This is a genomic window from Streptomyces sp. SM10, assembly GCF_002910915.1.
Taxonomy (GTDB): domain Bacteria; phylum Actinomycetota; class Actinomycetes; order Streptomycetales; family Streptomycetaceae; genus Streptomyces.
The window spans coordinates 62,311-84,150 of the sequence record NZ_NEUF01000194.1 but is presented as its reverse complement, the minus strand read 5'-3'; the positions used below and the strand labels follow the sequence as shown (position 1 = coordinate 84,150).

Below are 21,840 nucleotides of genomic sequence, written 5' to 3'. Positions count from 1 at the left end.
AGGCACCTGGGGTCGGCGCCGACGGCGACTGCATCGGCGTGGACCCCGTTCCCCGAGGTCGCCTGCCTGCGCCGGTCCCCGCTGGTGGACATCGGGCTCGACCTGGCGCGGACCCTCCCTGCCTCCGGCCGGGTGGACCCCGTCCCGGGCGCCGGTCTGTGCCAGCACTGAAGGGGGAGGGGCCGCCGACCCCCTTTCGGGTGGCCGGCGGCCGGGCGTCAGGCTTTGTGCTGCATCGAGGAGCGGGCCGGGTTGCCCTGCTCGCCCGCCTTCGGGTCCTTCTCGCCAGCCTTCGCGCGGACGCCCTGCTCGACGCGCTTGCCGAGCGTGCTGTCGACGTTCGACCAGTACTGGAACGCCCGCTGCAGGATCGGTTCGCTCACGCCGTTGAGGAGGTGGCCGACGATGTTGTCCACCAGCCGGTCCCGCGCCGCGTCGTCCAGAACCTCGCGGACCATCGTGCCCGCCTGGCCCCAGTCGTCGTCCTCGGCGTGGTCGACGTACGCCGCCCGGGTGATGTCGCCGTCCGCGTACCAGCTCGGCGGGGAGCCGTAGCGTTCCGTGTCGGCCTCCGGGCCCCCCTTGGAGTTCGGGGCGTAGACCGGGTCGGAGGTCTTCCGGTACGCCATCGCTCCGTCCTTGGAGTACGTGTGCACCGGCGCGACCGGGGCGTTGACGGGGAGCTGCTGGTAGTTGCCGCCGATGCGGTGGCGGTGCGCGTCCGCGTAGGAGAACAGCCGGGCCAGGAGCATGCGGTCCGGGCTGGGGCCGATGCCCGGTACGAAGTTGTTCGGCTGGAAGGCCGCCTGCTCGATCTCGGCGTGATTGTCCGTGGGGTTGCGGTCCAGCGTCATCCGGCCCACCTCGATCAGCGGGTAGTCGCCGTGCGGCCACACCTTGGTCAGGTCGAAGGGGTTGAACCGGTAGTCCTTCGCGTCCTCGTACGGCATGATCTGGACCTTCAGGGTCCAGCTCGGGTACTCCCCGTCGCGGATGTGCTCGAAGAGATCACGCGTGTGGTAGTCGGTGTCCGCGGAGGCCATCTGGTCGGCCTCGTGCTGGGTGAACGTCTCGACGCCCTGGTCGGTCTTGAAGTGGTACTTCACCCAGAACCGTTCGCCCTGCGCGTTGATCCACATGTACGTGTGCGAGGTGTAGCCGTTCATGTGGCGCCAGGTCCGCGGGATACCCCGGTCCCCCATCAGCCAGGTGACCTGGTGCGCCGACTCGGGCGAGAGGGTCCAGAAGTCCCACTGCATGTCGTGGTCCCGGAGGTTGTTGTCCGCCCGGCGTTTCTGGGATCGGATGAAGTGTTGGAACTTCATCGGGTCCTTGACGAAGAACACGGGGGTGTTGTTGCCCACCATGTCGTAGTTGCCTTCGCTGGTGTAGAACTTCACCGCGAAACCGCGGGGGTCCCGCCAGGTGTCCGGGCTGCCCCGCTCCCCGGCCACGGTGGAGAACCTGATGACCAGGTCGGTCGTGGTGCCGGGCTGAAAGAGCGCGGCCTTCGTGTACGCGGAGACATCCGCGGTCACCTCGAACGTCCCGAAGGCGCCGCTGCCCTTGGCGTGCGGCTGACGTTCGGGGATACGTTCGCGGTTGAACTGGGCCATCTGCTCGATCAGGTAGGAGTCCTGGAGCAGGATCGGCCCGCCCGGGCCGACGGTGAGCGAATGCTCGTCGCTCTCCACCGGGGCGCCGGAGTCGGAGGTGGTCGGCTTGCGCGAGATATCGGTCATGTCGTCGCTTCCTCTTGTTTGTCTTTGCAGACGCGTCGGCGATGCCTCCTGCTACGGCTGCCCTACTGGACCTATACCAATGTAGGCAAACACGGTCGGATCGACCCGCCGAGAAGTCGACGGCGCGGACCGCCCGAGGGCGTGGGCCGTGTCAGCGGGAGCGCTGTCCCGCGACCAGCCGGTAGACCAGCAGGACGAGGACCGAACCGACGACGGCGGCGATCCACGTCGACAGGCTGAAGAATCCGTCGATCGAATCGACGCCGAAGACCACCTTGCCGAGCCAGCCGCCGAGCAGCCCGCCCACGACGCCGATGACGATCGTGACGAGGCAGCCCCCGGGGTCCTTGCCGGGCGTCAGCGCCTTGGCGATGAGCCCCGCGAACAGGCCGATGAGGATCCAGGCGATGATGCCCATGGAAATCTTCCTTTACCTTGCCGACGCCCGGCGCCCCCGTGGCGCCAGGAACCCTCCGCGTATCCCCGTAACCGAAGCTCACACATCCGCAGCCGCATCAACCACATCACCGAGCTGGTGAAGGCCGTCTCATCCTTCAACTCGCCTCAACGTGAGGTTGGAAAATGTCGGTGACTGCGCACTCGGAGGGAATTTGTCCCGTGTGAATAGCGGGGGCCGGAACGCTTGTAGCGTTCCGGCCCCCGCTATTCACACGGTTTCGAGTCACACACGACGGTGGCGACCGTAGTACTCGCCAGTCGTGCGGTGGAAGTCCGCATCGCCGATGTGCTTGTCCTTGTCGAACTCGGGGGAGTTCTTGATCTGGTCCTTCGTGAGGTCGACGTAGACCTTCTTGTCGTCGGTGTCGATCCGGCTCACCGTGCCCGCGGGAAGCAGAACATGCTTTCCGAAGATCCAGACACCGGTGTCGACCACCAGATAAGCGGAGGTGACATCGTCGGAGTGCTTGTCGACCTTGCCGATGCTGCCGTCCGTCGCCTCGACCTTGTAGCCGATGAGGTCGGTTCCGGCGGTGTGGCCGACGCTCGGCTGGTAACCCCACAGGTTGTCGCTCATGAAAAGCTCCTTTGTTCACGTCAAAAGACAAAACGTATTTGAGGTGGCCTTCAGGGGGTGCTGGAGCCTTTCCGCTCTGTCGCCCGCTCGGCAGCCCCTTACTTCGGTCTGCTGACAGCCTCGTGCCCCTTCTCGTCCTGCCTATGCCCGAGGAATGCGTCCGTGCTCGAACAGTTGCGGAGGAGAAGAGCGGCAGTGCTCTTCTTCCCGTGAGCCGCCGAAGCCGTCTGTGCACGCCCCGGTGCGGAGTTTCTCTTCTCCCGTGGATGGTGAGATGGTGCCGCGCTCCACATAGAGCTCGGCCTCCGCCTCGCACGCCGCGGCGGCGCTCTCTGTGAATCAGCCCATCGAATGCCCCGACATACAGCGGGAGGGGCGGGACGTGGACGTGACAACGATGTCACCGGGATCGGGGCGTCAACGGTCAGGACGGAAACGGGTGATCCCTGGTCGCCCCGCTCTCGGGTCGGCGGCCCCCGCTCCCGCCCCGGTCACCCCGGCGGCCGTGGCGGGGCGGCTGCCCGGCTATCCTGGCCGCCGAACCGGACACGGGGTGCCCCGCGCGGGGCTGAGAACACACCCGTCGAACCTGAACCAGCTAGCACTGGCGGAGGGATGTCTCATGCCGTTGCCGTACGCCCAGGACGACCGTGAGGTCGCGCAGCGGGCAGCCCCGGACCCGCGGCCCGCTTTCGGGGGGCGCATGCCGACCGCCCCCGGCGACCTGCGGATCGAGACGCACGGGATAGCCCCTGTTCCCGAGGACCGGCGCTACGGCGGTCCCGGCCGGTTGTTCACCGTCTGGTTCGCCCCCAACCTGACCATGACCGGCGTCTTCACCGGCACCGTGGGCATCGCGCTGGGCCTGGACTTCACCACGGCGCTCGTCGCCGTCGTGCTGGGTACGCTCGTGGGGGCGGTGCCCACCGCGTACCTCGGGACCTGGGGAAGTCGGACCGGGCTCGGCCAACTGCCTCTCTCACGGCTGGCGTTCGGCCGGGGTGTCGTCCTGCCCGGAACGTTGCAGTGGCTGTCCTCGGTCGCCTGGGACGCCCTGATCGGCCTGTTCGGCGGGGACGCGCTGGCGCAGCTCTGCGGCTGGCCCTTCTGGCTGGGCGTGCTGGTCATGATGGCTGCCCAGGGCGCGCTCGGCGTTCTCGGGTACGAGGCGATTCACCGGCTCCAGACCGTGATGACGTTCGTCCTGGCCGCCGCCTTCGCCGTGCTCTCCGTCAAACTGCTGGGCGGCGTCCACCCCGCAGCCTCCGGCACCGCGCACGGCGGTGACCGGGCGGGCGCGTTCGTCCTGACGTTCACGATCGCCCTCAGCCTGGCGCTGTCGTGGGCCCCCTACGCCAGCGACTTCAGCCGGTACCTGCCGACGGCCACCTCGCGGCCGCGCATGTTCTGGTGCACGCTGCTCGGCATCGGTGTCTCCTTCGTCGCGGTCCAGATGATCGGCCTGTGGGGCGCGTCCGTCCTCACCGACCAGACCGCGCGTGGGGTCGACACGCTTCTGGGCGGGGGAGCGCTCGGGGCGTTCGGTCTGCTCGCCGTGGCCCTCGCCGCGCTGTGCAGCAACGCGATGAACGACTACAGCGGTTCCCTGGCGCTGCAGACGATGGGGGTGCGCATCCCGCGCCCCGTTGCCGCCGCGCTCGCCGCGGCGCTCGGTTTCCCGCTCGTGCTGTGGATGCACGCCGCCGACACGACGGCGCGCTTCCAGAACGTGCTGCTCCTGGTTGGCTACTGGATCCCCGGCTTCGTCGCGATCGTGGCCGTCGACTGGGTGGTACGGGCCAGGGCCCGCCGTGGCGCACCGATCGACCTCGTCGCCGAGAGCGCCGTCGTCCGGCCCTGGTGGCCGGCGATCGCCGCCTTCGTGGCCGCCTTCGCCGCGGCGGTGCCGTTCATGAGCACCGGCCTTTACGTGGGCCCGGCGGCGAAGGCCCTGCACGGAGCCGACCTCGCCTACGGCGTGGCGTTCCTCGTGGCCCTCTCGGTCTACACCCCGCTGCGGCTCAGGCACCGCTCCTGACGGGCCCGGGCCGTCCTGCAGCGGCCGTGCGAACGGCCATGATGCGGGTGCCCGCCACACTGCGGTACGTCGCACGGCCGCGCACCGGATCGTTGTCCGTTCCACCGCGCAGGATGTAGAGGGCAGCGGAGTGACGTGGACGCCTCCTGGGCGTCGATTACCTTGACCTAGGGACATGTGACGGTCCGTCGGGTGACGGGGCATCGCCATCGCGGTGCGCTCCTGGGGCGTCGGCAGGGCCAGGGACTTCCCCCGCCGACGTCACCCGAAGGAGCGGCGGTAGCCGTGGGGGCTGACGCCGGTCGTCCTCTTGAATCGGTCGCGGAAGGCGGTAGGGGAGCCGAAGCCGACCTGGGCGCCGATGCGTTCCACGGTGTGCTCGGTGGATTCCAGCAGGTGCTGTGCCTGGCGGATGCGGGCGCGGTGCAGCCACTGGAGAGGGGTCGTGCCGGTCTGCTCGCGGAATCGACGGATCAGCGTCCGGGTGCTGATTCCGGCGTGGGCGGCGATGTCGGCGAGGGTGAGGTCGGTGCCGAGGTTGTCCTGGAGCCAGGCGAGCAGGGGTTCGAGGGTGCTGCCCCGAGGGGCCGGTGCGTAGTCATGGACGATGAACTGCGCCTGTCCACCCTCGCGTTCGAGCGGCATGACGGAGAGCCGGGCCGCATCGGCGGCGACCGCGGAGCCGTAGTCCTTGCGGATCATGTGCAGACACAGGTCCAGCCCGGCGGCGGCGCCCGCCGACGTGAGGATCTGACCGTTGTCGACGTACAGGACCTCGGGGTCGACCTCGATGTCCGGGTACGAGGCGGCCAAGAGGCCGGCCGCGATCCAGTGGGTGGTGGCCCGCAGGCCGTCCAGGAGCCCCGTGGCGGCCAGCGGGAAGGTGCCCGAACAGATGGACGCGATGCGCGTGCCGTCCCGGGCGGCGGCCCGCAGCGCGTCACCGACGGCCGTGCTGAGCGGGGCGGCGGGGTCGGCTGTGCCGGGCACGATGATCGTGTCCGCGCCCATGAGTCCTTCCAGTCCCCAGGGTGCGCGCAGCGTGAAGGCGCCGGCGTCCGTCTCCTCCTGCTCGGCGCAGACGCGGATCCGGTACCCCGGACGGCCGTCCGGGAGGCGGGTGCGGGTGAAGACCTCGATCGGGGTGGAGAGGTCGAACGGGATCACCTGGTCCAGCGCGAGGACGGCGATGGTGTGCATGGCACGAACGTACCCGGACGACGGGTGAGCGCCAGGGCTCATGGGGCGCGGAAACTCGCAGAGTCCCCTGTCTCCGCAGATCAGAAAGGCAGTGCAGGGCTTGGCGTTATCCCGTTGATACCTGGCATTCTCGCCTCTGGGCCGGGGCGGTACGGCCGGTTAGCGTCGGGATCGAACCCGGCGCGGACCGGGCCGTCCGGATCCTGAGGACCCTCCCCATGCATGTCCAGATCATCCTGTTCGACGGGTTCGACCCCCTCGACGCCATCGCCCCGTACGAAGTGTTCTACGCCGGCGGCACCGCCTCCGGCGGCCTGGTGACCGTGGAGCTCGTCTCCGCCGAGGGGCCGCGCGAGGTGATCAGCGGCACCGGGGCCTTGGCGCTGCGCGCCACGGCGGTCCTCGACCCCGCACGGGCCGGAGTGATCCTCGTTCCCGGCGCCTCGGGGCGGGTCGGCGAACCCGGCGAGGTCCCCGGGCACGAGGCGGGCGCCGAGGAGTGGCAGCAGGACGCGTTCATCCCCGTACTGCTGGGCCGCACCCTGACCACCGCGCTGCCCACACAGCTGAGGACCGCGATGGAGGACCCCGGTGTGATCGTCGGCGCGGTGTGCGGAGGGTCGCTCGTCCTGGCGATGGCCGGCCTCCTGGAAGGCCGGCACGCGACCACCCACCACCTGGGCCTGGACGTCCTCGACGCCACCGGGGTCCACGCGGTGCGGGCGCGCGTCGTCGACGACGGGGACGTCGTCACCGGTGCCGGGGTCACCTCCGGACTCGACCTGGCACTCCACCTCCTGGAGCGCGAGGTGGGCCCCCGGGTCGCCCACGCCGTCGAGGAACTGTTCGCCCATGAGCGGCGCGGCATCGTCTGGCGCGAACGGGGACCGGCCGTCACCGCCTCCTGACGGGCACACTCTCTCTTCCTCCCCTCCCCGCACACCACCGAAGGACATACCGACATGCCCGTCGAAGGCACCTGGGACCTCTCCGTCTCCACCCCCATCGGTACGATCGACGCCGTCGTCGAACTCCGCCGCGCGAACGGTGCCCTGGCCGGCGTCGCCCGCGGTTCGGGGGAGGAGGTCCCGCTCGGCGACGTCGCCCTCGACGGCGACCACCTCACCTGGAAGCAGGCCGTCACCAGGCCCCTCCGCCTGAACCTGGCATTCGCCGTGACGGTCACCGGCGACACGATGGCCGGGACATCCAGGGCCGGACGGCTGCCCGCCTCCCGGGTCACCGGCCGGCGCCGCCCCGGTCCGCAGGCCACGGAGCTCCGGCCGTGACGAAACTCTTCCTGTCCCTGCACGTCCTGGCCGCCGTCCTGGCCATCGGCCCGGTCACCGTCGACGCGAGCATGTTTCCCCAGGCACTGCGCAAGGCCCACGGCGAGCCCCGCGACGGTGAGCCCCTGACGGCTCCGAGACTGCTGCAGCGCATCTGCCGCGTCTACGCGGGCGTCGGCATCGCCGTCCCCGTCCTCGGATTGGCCACGGCCACCACCATGGGTGTGGCTCCCCGGCGGGGTCGTTACCATCCCGTGTGACCGAAACAGCCAAACAAGGTGTATCCCGCACACGCATACTCGCCGACCTGACGCCGCTGCGTACGTCCCCCGACTACCGGCGGCTCTGGTTCGGGAACACCGTGTCCTGGACCGGGCAGGGCATGACGGCGCTCGCCGTCTCCCTCCAGGTCTACGACATCACCGGCTCCGCCTTCTCCGTCGGGCTGATCGGTCTCTGTTCCCTCGTCCCGCTGGTGCTCCTCGGGCTCTACAGCGGAGCCGTCGCCGACACCGTCGACCGGCGCAGACTGGGGCTGTTCAGCGCGACAGGATCGTTCCTGCTGTCCCTGGTGCTGGCCGCTGTCACCTTCGCCGGGGTCGAGCGCGTGGGGCTGCTCTACGCGGTCGTCGCCCTCCAGGCCGTCTGCTTCGCGCTCAACTCGCCGGCCCGCAGTTCCATGATCGCCCGGCTGCTCCCGGCGGAGCAGCTGCCCGCCGCCAACGCGCTCAACGCGATGACCTCCACCACCGGCGGCCTGGCCGGGCCGATGCTCGGCGGTCTGATCGTCGGCTGGTGGGGCTACAAGGCGGCCTACACCGTCGACGCCGTCACCTTCACCGCCTCGCTGTACGCGATGTGGCGGCTGCCGTCGATGCTGCCCGGCCGGGGCGAGGGGGAGAAGGCCGCCAAGCGGGCCTCCGTCCTCGACGGCCTGCGCTTCCTCGGCAGCCGGCCCAATCTGCGGATGACGTTCTTCAGCGACCTCAGCGCCATGGTGCTCGCCCATCCGCGCGCGCTCTTCCCCGTGGTCGCCGTGGTCTGGTTCGGCGGCGACGCCAAGACCACCGGACTGCTCGTCGCCGCCCCCGCGCTGGGCGCGCTGCTGGGCAGCGTGTTCTCCGGCTGGCTGGGCCGGATCAACCGGCACGGGTTCGCCGTCCTGGTCGCCGTGGCCTGCTGGGGCGGGGCCATCGCCCTGTTCGGGCTGACCCGGCAGCTGTGGCCGGGGCTGGTCCTGCTCGCGCTCGCCGGCTGTGCGGACTCCATCTCGATGGTCTTCCGCAACACCATGCTCCAGGCAGCGGTCCCCGACGACATGCGCGGCCGGCTCCAGGGCGTCTTCATCGTCGTCGTGGCGGGCGGTCCCCGGCTCGGCGACCTCGTGGCCGGTTCCGTGGCCGACCTGACGTCTCCGGCCGTCGCGGTGACCGGCGGCGGGCTCGCCTGCGTCCTGGTGGTGTGCCTGCTGGGGCTGCGGTGGCGAGGTTTCGCCCGCTACGACGCGCGGGACCCGCAACCGTAGCGGGCCCGGCGGGTCCCACGCGCTCCGCGCGGGACCCGCCGGGCCCGTCCGTGCGTGCCGTGGTTCACGCGCGGCATCCCTCTGAACCGGCCGATGCGCCCTCAACCGTGATCATCGGCCAGGCGCGAACCGCTGTACCCGCGGGCTCACGTGCGGTACTGGGACTCGCCGCGCCGGTCCGTGCGCCGTGGGCTCAGGCACCGGCCTGGCGGAGGGGACCGGAGCGCCGGTCAGGGCGCCTCCGAGACGTCAGGCATCCGGCCCCCGGTCGTCGTGGGATCGAAGAGCGAGAACACCGCGCCCTGCGGGTCCGTCAGGGTGGCGAACCGCCCGAACGGGATGGTCATCGGACCGAACCGGAGCTCCGCGCCGAGCGACGTCGCCTTCTCCACCGACGCGTCGCAGTCCGCCACGGTGAAGTACACGTTCATGTGGGCCGGCACCTGGGGAGGGAACTCCGCCCCCATCTTCATCCGTCCGAGGACCGGGTCCGCGCCGAGGTCGTAGAGCGAGAAGTCGATCGCGTCGTCGTCCAGGTGCTTCACCCCGTACCCGAAGACGGCCGCGAAGAAATGGTCCGCCTTCTCCGGCTCCCGTGTGTAGACCTCGGCCCAGGCGTAGGCACCAGGCACGGTCCGCGCCTCGAAGCCCTCGTGGCGGCCTGCCTGCCACACCCCGAAGGCGGTCCCGCCGGGGTCGGTGGCCAGCACCATCGTCCCGAAGTCGCCGACCTGCATCGGCTCCACCAGCACCTCGCCCCCGCACGCGCGGATCTTCGCGGTGGTGGCGGCGGCGTCCGGGGACGCGAGGTACAGGCACCAGGCGTTCGGCGCGTCCTGGCCGGGCATGGGCGGCGACAGCGCCGCGACCGCCCTGCCGTCCACATGGGCCTGGGTGTACTCGCCGTACTCGGGCATCGACTCGCCGAACGACCAGCCCAGGAGCTCACCGTAGAAACGCTTCGCCCCCTCGAGATCGCCGAACGTGCCGTCGGCCCAGCACGGGGTGCCCTCGGATTGTGCGGCCATGGCTCGGACCCTTTCTTCGGTCGGCGGACGGTCCTTCCCGTCACGCTAGCCAACGGTCGCCCGGGCGGCGCGCCGAATCCCCGTCTCAGCCCTCCGGCGAGGCGGGCCCGACGACCGACCGGGCGACACCCAGCTCCACCAGGTCCTGGGGGCGGAGCCGGAGCTGGCCGGCGGTGGACCGCACCGCGTCCGGACCGCGCTTCAGGATGGCCGCCGCCAGTTCCGGTGCGATCACCGAGAAATAACTGTCCGCGGTGACATGGGTGTTGTCCGGTGAGGCCAGTGCCAGTGCACCGCCGGAGCCGCCCTCGCCGATCACGAGGGTCGTCACGGGGACCCGGGCGGCGGCGACGGCCGCGAAGGCGTCGGCGATGGCCGCGCCCGCGCCCGTGCGTTCCGCCTCCGCGTCGTTGGCCGCGCCGGGTGTGTCGATCAGGGTCAGCACGGGGAGGCCGAGCCGGTCGGCGAGCCGGATCACCCGGGCCGCCGTGCGGTAGCCCGCCGGGCGGGTCGCGGTGCCGCACTGGGCGGCGTACGCCACCGGCTGCCCGTCGCGCAGTCCCACCCCGCAGAGCATCCCCGGGTCCCTGCCGCCGCAGCGGTCCCCGCTCAGCGGCAGCCGGTGTGCGAAGTACGCGTCCAGGTAGGCCCCGGCCCGTGGCCGCTCCGCAGCCCGTGCCTGCTCGACCGCGTCCCAGCCCGTCTCCGGCAGTTCCGCCGCGGACAGGGCGTCCGGCACCTGCGCCGCCTGCGCCGGACCTGTGACCGTCAGCGCGGCCAGCCAGCGGCCCAGCGTCCCGGTCAGCTCGTCGGGTGTGACGACGGCGTCGATCTGGCCCGCCGCCAACTGCCCCTCGGCGGTGTACGCGTACGGGTCGGCGCCCGTCGGCCGCACCCGGGAGCCCGCGAACCCGATCTGCGCCCCGGGCAGCGCCAGCACCACATCGGCACCCGCCCCCACGGTGGCCCAGCCGCCCCCGGTCGTCGGATCCCGCAGTACGGCGATCTGCGGCAGCCCCTGGGACCTCAGCAGCGAGGACGCCCGGGCCACCCGCTGAAGCTGTATCAGCGCGATCATGCCCTCCTGCATCCGGCTGCCCCCGGTCGCCACGAGGGAGACGAGCGGCAGCCTCCGCTCACCGGCCAGCGCGTACGCCGCCTCCAGCCGGTCCCCGGCGCTGCGGCCCAACGAGCCTCCCAGGAAGCCGAATTCGAAGGAGACGAGGACGCACTCCCGTCCGCCGACCACCGCGGTCCCGTAGAGGACGGACTCCTCCTCCCCGGTCCGCGCCGAGGCGCGCTCCCGGGACTCCCCGTAACCGCTCCAGCCCAGAGGGCCGTCCGGAGGGAAGGGGCGGGCGGCCGGACGGTGTTCCGTGAAGCTCTCCGCGACGGCCCCCGCCGCCTCCCGCGCGGACAGGCGGGCGCACCGGGCGTCAGGCACCGAGCGACCTCTTCATGATCTTGCCCAGCTCGTTGCGGGGCAGCACATCGAGGTAGCGGACGACCCGCGGGCGCTTGTGGGGTGCCAGGAGGTCGGCCACGTGGTCGGCCAACTCCCGCTCGCCGGGCGGCGATCCGGCGTCCGACGGCACCACCCAGGCCACGATCCGCTCGCCGAGATCCGCGTCCGGCTCGCCGGTGACGGCCGCCTCGCGCACGCCGGGATGGTCCAGCAGGGCGTTCTCGATCTCACCCGCACCGATCTTGTAACCGCCGCTCTTGATGAGATCCGTGGCCTTGCGCCCGACGATCCTCACGTAGCCGTCGGGGTCGATCGTCGCCATGTCGCCGGTACGGAAGAAGCCGTCCTCGGTGAAGGCGGCCGCCGTGGCGTCCGGCCGGTTCAGGTAACCGGTGAAGAGGTTCGGGCCGCGCACCTGGATCTCACCGATGGACGCGGTGTCCGCGAGCACGGTGCCGTCCTCCTCGACGAGCCTGAGCTCCACGCCCGACAGCGGCGGGCCGACCGTCCCGGCACGGGGCGCGCCCTCGGCCCGTACGCCGGTGTTCATCAGGGTCTCCGTCATCCCGTACCGCTCGATCACCCGGCGTCCCGTGGCCGCCGCGATCCGCTCGTGGTCGTGGACCGGCAGGGCCGCCGAACCGGACACCAGCAGCCGGGCGCCCGTCAGGGCCTTCGCGAGGTTCCCCGGTCCGGCCGGCTCCGCCAGCGCGCCGGCCAGCCGGTGGTACATCGTGGGCACGCCGAACAGCATCGTCCCCCCGGAGAGCAGCTCCCGGGCCACTCCCTCGGCCGAGAACCGGCCGAGGTGGCGCACGGAGCCGCCCCGGCGCAGGGGGCCCAGGACGCCGAGGATCAGCCCGTGCACATGGAAGAGCGGAAGGGCGTGGACGAGGACGTCGTCGCCCGTCCACCCCCAGGCGTCCTCCAGCGCGTCCAGCGACGCGGCGATCGCACGGCGGGGCAGGACGGCGCCCTTGGGCGGGCCCGTCGTGCCGGACGTGTAGACGACCAGGGCGGGCGAGTCCTCGGAGGGCTCGGCGACGTCGGCCACCGGGGGGCCGGGGACCGCCCCGGCGCCGACGTCCAGGCGCTCCAGCCCGTCGAGCGCGGGCGGCAGTTCGTCGCCGGCCCCGGCCAGCACCACCGTCGGCTCGCTGTCGGCGACGATGTGCGCGAGCTCCCGCTCCCCGGTCCTCGGATTGAGGGGTACGGCGGGCACTCCCGCCCTGAGGGCCGCCACGACGGCCACCACGGTCTCCGGGGTGGACGTGGCCCAGACGGCGACGCGCCCCGCACCCGCGATCCGGGCGGCGAGGGAGGCGGAGGCCTCGGCCAACTGGGCGTAGGTCAGGACGTGTTCGCCGAACCGGACGGCCTCGGGGGAGTCCGTCCGGCCGGACGCTCCGCGCAGCGCGGGCAGAAGAGAGGTCACCCGGTGAAGCCTAGGGGGTACCGCCGGAGGCCGTCCGGGCCCACCGGTCCGTCACACGTCCGGATCCACCACCCCGCCACGGCTCCGCACCGACCGCCGGCCTCACGGCTCCACGGGTCCCTGCACGGGGCGTTACGGACCCACGGCCCGGATGAGCAGCAGCACCGGGGCGATCGGCAGGGCCGGGACGACGGGCAACGTCAGCCCGTACGCGCTGGTCAGGGCGCCCGCCGGTATGCAGCCCGGCGGACCGACGAGGACGGGAACCGCCACCAGGATCGACTGCCGGGTGCTCACGCCGAGCCGTTCCCTGACCTCACCCGACGGCGGGGAGACCAGGCTCCACGCCCAGGAGGTAGGCGCGAAACCGATCGTGGCCATGACCAGGTTCCGGTAGGCGGCGGCCGACTGCTTCCGGTCCGGAGCCGGGGCATGCTCGGCGGTGGTGTCCGCACGGCACGGTCGGGGGCGGGCGCCGGGCCGGGCGCGGCGGACTGGGCCATCCGGGTAAGGCCGTCGGACCGCAGGCGCCCCATGGGCCCCGGGCCTTCGAGGGGCCCGGCGCGAGGCCGCTCACCCGCCGCTTCCGGCCCTGTGCTGCGACAATCGCCGTTATGGACCGGTTGGACAGAGAGATCCTCGGCATTCTCCAGGAGGACGCCCGGATCTCGTACCGTGATCTGGGCGTACGCGTGGGGCTCAGTGCCAACGCGGCGGGTGACCGTGTGCGCCGCATGCGCCGCGACGGGGTGATCCGCGGCTTCACGGTCATTGTCGACCCGGCCGCCGACACCCGTTCGGGCCTCGTCGTCTTCATCGACGTCTCGCTGCGCCTCGACACGACGAACGAGGAGTTCGAACGCTCGGTGCTCACTCTGCCCGGCATCACCGAGGTGGTGCACGTGACGGGCGGCCACGACTACCTCGTGCGCGCCACGGCGGCGGACCCCGGCTCCCTGGACGCCCTGCTGCGCCGGCTGAAGAAGGACGCGGGCGTCGCCCACTCCAACACCCGGATCGCGCTCAGAGCGGCGCCTGCCAGGTGACGGTGGCCGACCGGCTGCCGTCCTCGGCACGCCCGTCGTCCGCGACCACGAGCCGCACCGCCGCACCCCCGTCGGGCAGCCGTACCGTCGCGTCCACCTCCACCTCGACGGCCGACACCCCCTCCCGCCGGTGCGCGGCGGCGAGGGCCCCGCGCAGCACGTCGAGCAGCTCGCCGTCCACGGGCTCCGCCACCAGGGAGTCGACGGCGCCGGTGAACTGCACGGACGGCTGGAAGCCGAGCACCGCCGCGGCGCCCCCCGTCTCGCGCAGTACCCGGCCGCGGAACGTCGTGGGGGCCTCGGCGGGCGGCTGCTGCAGGGCGAAGATCGCCGTCCTGACCTCCTGGATGGTGGAGTCCAGTTCGTCCACCGCCCTCGCGAGCAGCTCGGCCGTCCCGCTGTCACCCGCCGTGTCCTTGCGGCGGGTCGACTCCAGCATCATCTCCGTCGCGAACAGCCGCTGTACGACGAGGTCGTGCAGGTCACGGGCGATGCGGTCGCGGTCCTCGTAGACCGCGAGCTGCTCCCGGTAGTGCTGCGCGTCGGCCATCACCAGGGCCAGTGCGGCCTGGGAGGCGAACTGGGACGCGAGCAGCCGGTCCGTCTCCGTGTACGGGGCGTCGCCGCGCCGGCGGGGCAGCGCGAGCGTGCCGATGAGCCTGCCCCCGCTCTGCAGGGGCAGCATCATGCTGGGGCCGAACCGTGACCGTACCGGCGTCGTCATCCGTTCGTCCGTCGCGGAGTCCTCGATGAGCACGTCCTCGCCGCCCAGCAGCTGGACCAGGACGGGGGCGCCAGGCTCGATGGCGGTGCCGACGAGGCCCGCCGGATCGTCGGGGGTGGAGGCGGCGACGATCTCCATCCCCCCGCCCGGGGTCGCCTGGAGGATGACCCCCGCCACCGCCCCGGACAGCACCCTCGCGCGCTCGGCGACGGTCGTCAGCGCATCCGTCGTGCCCGCGCCGGCCAGCAGCGCCCGGGTGATGGCGGCCGCCCCCTCGATCCAGCGCTCCCGCTGCCGCGCCGCCTCGTACAGGTGTGCGCCGCCGATCGCGGCGGCGGCCTGGGAGGCGAGCAGCCGCAGCAGCGCCAGCTCGGTGTCGGTGAAGCGCCCCGGCTCCCGCGCGGTGAGGCAGAGGACGCCGAGCACCTCGGTGTGCACCCGGACCGGCGCCCCCAGGAAGGAACGGACCTGCAAGGGCGGGGGCGGTGCGCTCCGCGGGCCGGCCGTCAGATCGTCGACGCGCACCGCCTGGTCGTCGTCGACGAGGACCCCCAGGGCTCCCGTGCGGCCGTCCAGGAGCGGACCCGCGGCGCTCCGCTCACCGGCGGACATTCCGCTCGTGAAGAGGTCGGTGACACGGCGGTCCTCCCCGTGGAGGAGGGCCAGGGCGCCGTGGTGCGCCCCGGCCAGCGCCGTGGCGGTGTCCACGATGTGCTGCAGGGTGGCCCGCAGGTCCAGACCCGTCCCCGCCACCGGGAGCCCTGCGGCTCTCAGCCGACGAGCGGGGCGAGGACGAGGGGCTGGACCGTGCCGTCCAGCATCGCTCCGAGGCCCAGCACCGAGCACACGTCGGGCCGCTCGGCGATGTGCACCGGCACGCCCGTCGCGTCGCGCAGCATCTGGTCGAGTCCCGGCAGCAGGGCGCTGCCGCCGACCATCATGATCCCGGAGTCCGCGATGTCGGCCACCAGGTCGGGCGGGCAGTCGCGCAGCACCTTGCCGAGTCCGTCGAGCACCGCGGTCAGCGGGGTGTGGATCGCCTGGCGCACGGCGGCGGTGTCGACCTGGACCGACCGGGCCAGGCCCGTGGCCACGTCACGGCCGTGGATCTCCGTCACCGCGGGGCCTTTGAGTGTGAGGCCGTTGCCGCGCAGCGCCAGCTGCAGCGGGCGTACGGACTGGCTGGGCAGCATCAGCTCATGGTGCTGGCGCAGGTGCTGGATGATCGCGTGGTCGATGGCCTCGCCGCCGATCGGGATGCGTACGGCCGTCACGATCGAGCCGAGCGAGAGCACGGCGATCTGGGTGGTGGCCGCCCCGCACACCATGATCATGGTGGCGGTCGGCTGCTCCACCGGCAGCCCGCAGCCGATGGCGGCCGCGATGAGGGTGTCGACCAGCTCCACCCGCCGCGCACCGAGCCCCACGAGGGTCTCGACGGCCGCCCGCTGGGCCAGCGGATCGGCGTCGTGCGGGACGCAGGCGGCGGCGCGCAGCCGGGGCTTCCGGCGCAGCTGGCGGCGGAGCTTCTCGCCGAGCAGGTGGCGCAGCATGCGCTGGGCCATGTCGATGTCGACGACGGTTCCGCCGGAGACCGGGCGGGCCACCCGGATGTACGCGGGCGTACGGCCGGTCATCTGTTCGGCGAGCGCGCCGACCGCGATGAGCGAGCCGGTGCGCGTGTTCACGGCGGCGACACTGGGCTCGTCGACGACGAGCCCCACTCCCTTGATGTACACACGGGTCCTCGCGGCCCCGAGATCGACGGCTACATGGCAACGGCGCAACTGTTCGAGACTGACGGTCACGGCAGGGTCTCCCGAGAGCGCTGACGGGGGGTACCGGCGGCAGCCGGCTCTCCTCGCATCGTCGCGCCGGGGCGGGAGGGGCGCGCGCTGGGTGAGCCGTAGGGGGGACCCGGAGCTGACGGCGCGACAGATGCCGGGCGTCGTCGGGAAGCAGCCGCCGGGAATGCTGCGACAGATCTCAGGCGCCGCCGGGCAGCAGCCTCTGGAACAGTCCCCAGGTGAACTCGGCGACGCGGGGACCGCCGTCCGCCGGGTCGGTGAAGGCCAGCGCCCAGCGGGTCGGCGCGCTGCCCTCCATGGGGCGGGCGGGGGTGAAGGCCCTGGCCACCTCGTTCACGGTGCAGGACCACGGGGTCAGGTCGGCGGCCGTGTCCAGCACGGGGCCCGGTGCACCGGGGGCCCGCACCAGCCACTCGTTCCACACGGCTCCGCCGGGACCCGCCATGACCTCGAAGCGCAGGTCCGGCCAGAGGGGCAGCGGCCACAGCAGCGCGTCGCACTCCAGATCGCCGACCGTGCGGCGTACGGACGACTCGGGCGCGCCCAGGACGGAGCGGTAGCGGCGCAGCGCGCCCCGGCCGCGCGGCGCGCGCAGCATGGCCTGCCAGCGCCGGTTCGCCTCCCTCATCTCGGCGAGGGAGGCGCTCAGTTCATGACGGGCGTCCTCGACGAGGTCCGGCTGGTGGTCGGCCATCCGGCGCAGCAGGACGAGCTGGAACTGGAGCGGCCCGAACGGGGCGGGAGCGGTCATGACCCCATCCTGCCGCGCGGGCGGCGATCGGGGCGGCGGCCCCGGAGTTCCTGATTCCACACAGGATCCTCACCTGTGCGCCTTCCTGAGCTGTTCCTGGCGCGTCTAGTCTGCGGGCGCCATGGATTACTGCCACCCGTGCCAACGGCACCTCAACGGGGCGCTGGCCTGCGCCGGTTGCGGGACCCCCGCCGACGCGCTGGCCCCCTACGCCGTCGCTGACCACGCCGGCCGTGAGCCGGAACCCCCCGGCGAGACCCTGGACGCCTCCGGGGCCGCAGGTCACCGCCGCCGTGCCCGGGGCGCATCCCGCAGGCGGGGGCGCCGTACCCACCGGAGGCGGGGGCGTGCGCTGCTGCTGACGGCCGTGGGCGTGGTGCTGGCGCTGGGGGCGCTGAGCCTTGCCGAGCTGGCACTGGAGCCCGACGGGGGCAGCGGCGCCTCGGAGTACGTGAGCGAGGCCACGTCCTCCGCCACGGAGCCTGTCCCGTCCGCGCCGTCCAGCACGGAGCCCGACGATCCCGGCCCGGTGGAGGTGCCCACCGTCGTCCCGGTCACCGATTCCCACTCCGCGACCGCGACGAGTGGTCCGGCCCGCAGCACCACGGCGCCCGGAGTGCCCCCGTCGCCGTCCGCCCCCGGGGAGGTCTCTCCGTCCGCCTCCGAGTCCGGTGACCCGGAGGAAACGGAAGCGCCGGCCGAGCCCTCGGGCTCCGGGAGTCCGACCGCGGACCCGACCCCGCCGGAGCCGTCGGACGTTCCGGCGCCCACTCCGTCGCCGACGGAGACCTGTCACTTGTGGATCTTCTGCTTCTGACGCGGCAGACGTTCTAGGCGTTGTCGTCCTCGCCGAGCATCCGGCGCAGCAGGTCGCGCAGCACTGTCCGCTCGGCCTCCGACAGCTCGGCGAGCGGCTCCCGGGCGAAGTCCAGCGCGTCCCGCAGCTGCCGGGCCGTCCGGACGCCCTCCTCGGTCGGGGCGGCGAGCTTCACGCGCCGGTCGGCCGGGTCCGGGCGGCGTTCCACCAGGCCACGAAGCTCCAGCCGGTCGACTATGCCCGTGATGTTGGACGGTTCGCACTTCAGTTTCCGGGCAACCTTGCGCATGGGCATCGGCTCCAGCGAGAGCAGTCCGAGAACCCTGGCCTGGGCGCCGGTCAGCGCGTGCGCGGACGCGGCCCGGTCGTACTCCTCGTGGTAGCGCGCCACGACCCCGCCGATGAGCTGGATGACATCGAGGGTCAGCGGGTCGGTGCGCGAGGTGGCCATGACACCCAGCGTACCGAATTACTTGACAAGGTGAAATATCTGGACGCATGGTTGTTTCATGTACTGAAGCTTTTCCCGCTTCCCCCGGCACGACATCGAGGAGACCCGAGCCCATGTCCGCACTTCCCACGTCCAGCCGCGAATGGCACCTCGTAGCCCGTCCCCACGGCTGGCCCGCGGCCACGGACTTCGCCCTGCGCGAGGCGCCGGTGACGGCTCCCGGTGAGGGCCGTGTCCTCGTCCGCAACCTCCACTTCTCGGTCGACCCCTACATGCGCGGCCGGATGAACGACGTGAAGTCCTACACCCCGCCCTTCAAGCTCGACCACCCCATGGACGGCGGCGCGGTCGGCGAGGTCGTCGCGTCGAACGCCGAGGGCTTCGCCGTCGGAGACCACGTCCTGCACGGCCTCGGCTGGCGCGAGTACGCCGACGTCCCCGCCAAGCACGCGGTCAAGGTCGACGGCTCGATCGCCCCGCTCTCGTCCTACCTCGGCGTGCTCGGCATGCCCGGACTCACCGCCTACGCCGGGCTGTTCGAGGTCGCCTCCTTCAAGGAGGGCGACGCCGTCTTCGTCTCCGGCGCGGCCGGCGCGGTCGGCAGCCAGGTCGGTCAGATGGCGAAGATCAAGGGTGCCTCCCGCGTCATCGGCTCGGCGGGATCCGACGAGAAGGTCAAGCTCCTCGTCGAGGAGTACGGCTTCGACGCGGCCTTCAACTACAAGAACGGCCCCGTCCGGGAGCAGCTCGCCGAGGCCGCCCCCGACGGCATCGACGTCTACTTCGACAACGTCGGCGGTGAGCACCTGGAGGCCGCGATCTCCGCGCTCAACGTCCACGGCCGCGCCACCATCTGCGGAATGATCGCCCAGTACAACGCCACGGAGCCCGCCCCGGGGCCGCGCAACCTCGCCCTCGTCATCGGCAAGCGGCTGCGCCTCCAGGGCATCCTCGTCGGCGACCACGCCGCGCTCCAGCCGCAGTTCGTCCAGGACGTGGCCGGCTGGCTGGCCTCGGGCGAGCTCAAGTACAACGAGACGAAGGTCCAGGGCATCGAGCACGCCTACGACGCGTTCGTCGGCCTGCTGCGCGGCGAGAACACCGGCAAGATGATCGTCTCGCTGGACGCCTGAGCGGATCCGGCAGCCGCCGGGGCCGTCACGGCCCCGGCGGGCGCCACCGCCCTTCGTGGTCCGAGGCCGGCCGGACGTACGGCCTGCCGGAGTCCCGGACGGCGGGCGATCGGAGTGCCCGGGAGGCCACCGGTTAGGCTCGGGCCAAGGCCGTCGCGGTCGTGGGCGCGAGTCGCGGCGCATCAGCAGGAGGAATCACCCGCATGACCATCCAGAACATCGACGTCGCCTACACCGCCGTCGCCACCGCCGAGAACGGCCGCGACGGCCGCGTCTCCTCCGACGACGGCAACCTCGACGTCGTCGTCAACCCGCCGAAGGTGATGGGCGGCAGCGGCGCGGGCACCAACCCCGAGCAGCTCTTCGCGGCGGGCTACAGCGCCTGCTTCCAGGGCGCGCTCGGTGTGGTCGCCCGCCAGGAGAAGGCCGACATCTCCGGTTCGACGGTGACCGCTTCGGTCTCCATCGGCAAGACCGAGGCGGGCGGCTTCGGCCTGGAGGTCGCGATCAGCGCCTCCATCCCGAACGTCGACACGGCCACCGCCCAGGCGCTCGTCGAGAAGGCGCATCAGGTGTGCCCGTACTCGAACGCCACCCGGGGCAACATCAAGGTCGAGCTGTCGGTCGCCTGAGACCGCACCCGATCGCGTACGACCGAGGGCCGCATCCCGTCACATGGGGGTGCGGCCCTCGGCCGTGCGCCCGCGCGGCTCCGCAAAAGGCGCGCGCACGGGCATTGACGGCCGCGGAGGCGGAACTCTACGGTCCCGTTCGAGGTTACGAGCAGCATTCGGCATATCGAACGAGTAAGGAAGCCATGACCCGTACCGCGCGCTTCACCCTCGACCCTGCCTTCACCGTCGGCGACGTCGACCCACGGCTCTTCGGCTCCTTCGTCGAGCACCTCGGCCGCTGTGTCTACGACGGGATACTCGAACCCGGCCACCCCTCGGCCGACGAGGCCGGACTGCGCACCGACGTGCTGGATCTCGTCCGCGAACTCGGCGTCACCGTCATCCGCTACCCCGGCGGTAACTTCGTCTCCGGCTACCGCTGGGAGGACGGCGTCGGCCCCGTCGACGAGCGCCCCCGCCGTCTCGACCTCGCCTGGCGTTCCACCGAGACGAATCGTTTCGGCCTCTCCGAGTACATGGCCTTCCTCAGGAAGGTCGGCCCGGAGGCCCAACCGATGCTCGCGGTCAACCTCGGCACCCGCGGCGTCCAGGAGGCCATCCAGCTCCAGGAGTACGCCAACCACCCGTCCGGTACCGCGCTCTCCGACCTCCGCGCCGCCCACGGCGACAAGGACCCCTTCGGGATCAGGCTGTGGTGCCTGGGCAACGAGATGGACGGCCCCTGGCAGACCGGCCACAAGACCGCCGAGGAGTACGGCCGGCTCGCGGCCGAGACGGCCCGTGCGATGCGCCAGATCGACCCGTCCGTACAGCTCGTCGCCTGCGGGTCCTCCAGCCGTGCCATGGAGACCTTCGCGGCCTGGGAGGCGACGGTCCTCGCCGAGACGTACGACCTCGTCGACCACGTCTCGCTGCACGCCTATTACGAGGAGACCGACGGCGACCGCGACTCCTTCCTGGCCTCGGCCGTCGACATGGAGTCCTTCATCGAGAGCGTCGTCGCGACCTGCGACCACGTGGGAGCGCGGCTCAAGTCCACGAAGAGGATCAACCTCTCCTTCGACGAGTGGAACGTCTGGTACCAGAAGCGCTTCCAGCAGGAGACGGAGGAGAATCCGCTCGACTGGCCCGAGGCGCCCCGGCTGCTGGAGGACAACTACACCGTCACCGACGCCGTCGTCTTCGGAAGCCTGCTCATCGCCCTGCTGCGTCACGCGGACCGGGTGGCCGTCGCCTGTCTCGCCCAGCTGGTCAACGTCATCGCGCCGATCATGACCGAGCCCGGCGGGCCCGCCTGGCGGCAGACGACCTTCTTCCCCTTCGCGCAGGCCGCGCGGTACGGGCGGGGCCAGGTCCTGGACGTACGGGTGGACTCGCCCACCTACCCGACGGCGAAGTACGGCGAGGCCGACCTGCTGCACGCCACCGCCGTGCGGGACCCGGGGACGGGGGCCGTCACGGTCTTCGCCGTGAACCGGAGCCAGGACGCCGAACTGCCGCTCGAAGTCGCCCTGCCGGGGCTGGACCTGGGCCGGGTGGCCGAGCACCTGGTCATCGCCGACGCCGACCCGGAGGCGCGCAACACCCTCGCCGAGCCCGAGCGGGTGCTCCCGCACGCGGCCGAGGGCACCGAGCTCGCCGACGGCACCCTGAAGGCCGTGCTGGCGCCGATGTCCTGGAACATGATCCGGCTGGTGTAGTCCGGACGTACGGGTAC

General features: G+C 72.0%; 21 protein-coding genes, 1 pseudogene and 1 riboswitch. Of the genes and pseudogenes, 10 read left to right on the top strand and 12 right to left on the bottom strand.

Features of this window, described 5'->3' with window-relative positions; translation table 11 throughout:
* Positions 1-218: 218 nt before the first annotated feature.
* The 3 genes from B9S57_RS33835 to B9S57_RS33825 form a co-directional block, all read right to left on the bottom strand.
* Positions 219-1,742 (bottom strand): catalase, encoded by a 1,524-nt coding sequence (locus B9S57_RS33835; protein ID WP_103760973.1) that lies wholly within the window; start codon positions 1,740-1,742, stop codon positions 219-221.
* A gap of 151 nt (positions 1,743-1,893) precedes the next feature.
* Positions 1,894-2,160 (bottom strand): GlsB/YeaQ/YmgE family stress response membrane protein, encoded by a 267-nt coding sequence (locus tag B9S57_RS33830; protein ID WP_103760972.1) that lies wholly within the window; start codon positions 2,158-2,160, stop codon positions 1,894-1,896.
* A gap of 264 nt (positions 2,161-2,424) precedes the next feature.
* Positions 2,425-2,778 carry a PRC-barrel domain-containing protein gene (locus tag B9S57_RS33825; RefSeq protein ID WP_103760971.1) on the bottom strand — a complete coding sequence of 118 codons (354 nt, stop codon included), beginning with the start codon at positions 2,776-2,778 and terminating at the stop codon, positions 2,425-2,427.
* 539 nt (positions 2,779-3,317) lie between these two features.
* Positions 3,318-3,411: riboswitch (TPP riboswitch) on the top strand.
* On the opposite strand from B9S57_RS33825, the gene B9S57_RS33820 reads away from it, so the two are divergent.
* On the top strand, positions 3,401-4,816 hold the full coding sequence (locus tag B9S57_RS33820) for a cytosine permease (RefSeq protein ID WP_103760970.1): 1,416 nt from the start codon (positions 3,401-3,403) through the stop codon (positions 4,814-4,816). (Overlaps the previous riboswitch by 11 nt.)
* A 261-nt stretch (positions 4,817-5,077) precedes the next feature.
* Here B9S57_RS33820 and B9S57_RS33815 read toward each other — a convergent pair whose 3' ends face one another.
* Positions 5,078-6,016 (bottom strand): GlxA family transcriptional regulator, encoded by a 939-nt coding sequence (locus B9S57_RS33815; RefSeq protein WP_103760969.1) that lies wholly within the window; start codon positions 6,014-6,016, stop codon positions 5,078-5,080.
* A gap of 218 nt (positions 6,017-6,234) precedes the next feature.
* Here B9S57_RS33815 and B9S57_RS33810 point away from each other — a divergent pair, with 218 nt between their 5' ends.
* The 4 genes and pseudogenes from B9S57_RS33810 (at position 6,235) to B9S57_RS33795 (ending at position 8,830) form a co-directional block, all read left to right on the top strand.
* A complete protein-coding gene (locus B9S57_RS33810; RefSeq protein WP_103760968.1) occupies positions 6,235-6,924 on the top strand; it encodes a DJ-1/PfpI family protein in 690 nt (229 codons plus the stop codon).
* A gap of 54 nt (positions 6,925-6,978) precedes the next feature.
* Complete coding sequence (locus tag B9S57_RS33805; RefSeq protein ID WP_103760967.1) at positions 6,979-7,305, top strand: hypothetical protein; 327 nt, start codon at positions 6,979-6,981, stop codon at positions 7,303-7,305.
* A pseudogene (locus B9S57_RS33800) lies at positions 7,302-7,532 on the top strand (hypothetical protein); the annotation flags it as partial. The gene B9S57_RS33805 and the pseudogene B9S57_RS33800, both read left to right, overlap by 4 nt.
* A 29-nt stretch (positions 7,533-7,561) precedes the next feature.
* Entirely contained in the window at positions 7,562-8,830 is a 1,269-nt protein-coding gene (locus B9S57_RS33795; RefSeq protein WP_103760966.1) for an MFS transporter, read from the top strand.
* Positions 8,831-9,060: 230 nt separating this feature from the next.
* Here the strand turns inward: B9S57_RS33795 and B9S57_RS33790 are convergent, their stop codons facing one another.
* From B9S57_RS33790 to B9S57_RS33775, 4 genes are all read right to left on the bottom strand, one after another.
* A complete protein-coding gene (locus B9S57_RS33790) occupies positions 9,061-9,858 on the bottom strand; it encodes a VOC family protein (RefSeq protein WP_103760965.1) in 798 nt (265 codons plus the stop codon).
* An 85-nt stretch (positions 9,859-9,943) separates the two neighbouring features.
* On the bottom strand, positions 9,944-11,302 hold the full coding sequence (locus tag B9S57_RS33785; RefSeq protein ID WP_374936010.1) for a carboxyl transferase domain-containing protein: 1,359 nt from the start codon (positions 11,300-11,302) through the stop codon (positions 9,944-9,946).
* Complete coding sequence (locus tag B9S57_RS33780; RefSeq protein ID WP_103760964.1) at positions 11,295-12,758, bottom strand: acyl-CoA synthetase; 1,464 nt, start codon at positions 12,756-12,758, stop codon at positions 11,295-11,297. The genes B9S57_RS33785 and B9S57_RS33780 overlap by 8 nt, the downstream gene beginning before the upstream one ends.
* Positions 12,759-12,890: 132 nt before the next feature.
* Entirely contained in the window at positions 12,891-13,139 is a 249-nt protein-coding gene (locus B9S57_RS33775; RefSeq protein WP_103760963.1) for a hypothetical protein, read from the bottom strand.
* Between the two features lie 233 nt (positions 13,140-13,372).
* Between B9S57_RS33775 and B9S57_RS33770 the strand changes: the two genes are divergently transcribed.
* A complete protein-coding gene (locus B9S57_RS33770) occupies positions 13,373-13,804 on the top strand; it encodes an Lrp/AsnC family transcriptional regulator (protein ID WP_103760962.1) in 432 nt (143 codons plus the stop codon).
* Here the strand turns inward: B9S57_RS33770 and B9S57_RS33765 are convergent.
* The 3 genes from B9S57_RS33765 to B9S57_RS33755 all read right to left on the bottom strand — a co-directional run bounded on the left by B9S57_RS33765 (position 13,782) and on the right by B9S57_RS33755 (position 17,087).
* A complete protein-coding gene (locus B9S57_RS33765; RefSeq protein ID WP_103760961.1) occupies positions 13,782-15,281 on the bottom strand; it encodes a GAF domain-containing protein in 1,500 nt (499 codons plus the stop codon). The two genes, B9S57_RS33770 and B9S57_RS33765, sit on opposite strands and share 23 nt — an antisense overlap.
* Positions 15,282-15,298: 17 nt before the next feature.
* A complete protein-coding gene (locus B9S57_RS33760; RefSeq protein ID WP_103760960.1) occupies positions 15,299-16,336 on the bottom strand; it encodes a rod shape-determining protein in 1,038 nt (345 codons plus the stop codon).
* A gap of 178 nt (positions 16,337-16,514) precedes the next feature.
* On the bottom strand, positions 16,515-17,087 hold the full coding sequence (locus tag B9S57_RS33755) for a hypothetical protein (protein WP_103760959.1): 573 nt from the start codon (positions 17,085-17,087) through the stop codon (positions 16,515-16,517).
* Between the two features lie 121 nt (positions 17,088-17,208).
* Here B9S57_RS33755 and B9S57_RS33750 point away from each other — a divergent pair, with 121 nt between their 5' ends.
* A complete protein-coding gene (locus tag B9S57_RS33750; RefSeq protein ID WP_103760958.1) occupies positions 17,209-17,904 on the top strand; it encodes a hypothetical protein in 696 nt (231 codons plus the stop codon).
* Between the two features lie 13 nt (positions 17,905-17,917).
* Here the strand turns inward: B9S57_RS33750 and B9S57_RS33745 are convergent, their stop codons facing one another.
* The gene (locus tag B9S57_RS33745; protein ID WP_103760957.1) at positions 17,918-18,355 is read right to left on the bottom strand and encodes a MarR family winged helix-turn-helix transcriptional regulator; all 438 of its coding nucleotides are present in this window, start codon (positions 18,353-18,355) and stop codon (positions 17,918-17,920) included.
* Between the two features lie 113 nt (positions 18,356-18,468).
* Between B9S57_RS33745 and B9S57_RS33740 the strand changes: the two genes are divergently transcribed.
* From B9S57_RS33740 to B9S57_RS33730, 3 genes are all read left to right on the top strand, one after another.
* On the top strand, positions 18,469-19,488 hold the full coding sequence (locus B9S57_RS33740; RefSeq protein WP_103760956.1) for an NADP-dependent oxidoreductase: 1,020 nt from the start codon (positions 18,469-18,471) through the stop codon (positions 19,486-19,488).
* Between the two features lie 203 nt (positions 19,489-19,691).
* A complete protein-coding gene (locus B9S57_RS33735; protein WP_103760955.1) occupies positions 19,692-20,120 on the top strand; it encodes an organic hydroperoxide resistance protein in 429 nt (142 codons plus the stop codon).
* A 185-nt stretch (positions 20,121-20,305) separates the two neighbouring features.
* Positions 20,306-21,823, top strand: coding sequence for an alpha-N-arabinofuranosidase (locus B9S57_RS33730; RefSeq protein WP_103760954.1), 1,518 nt, complete (start codon positions 20,306-20,308; stop codon positions 21,821-21,823).
* Positions 21,824-21,840 lie beyond the last annotated feature (17 nt).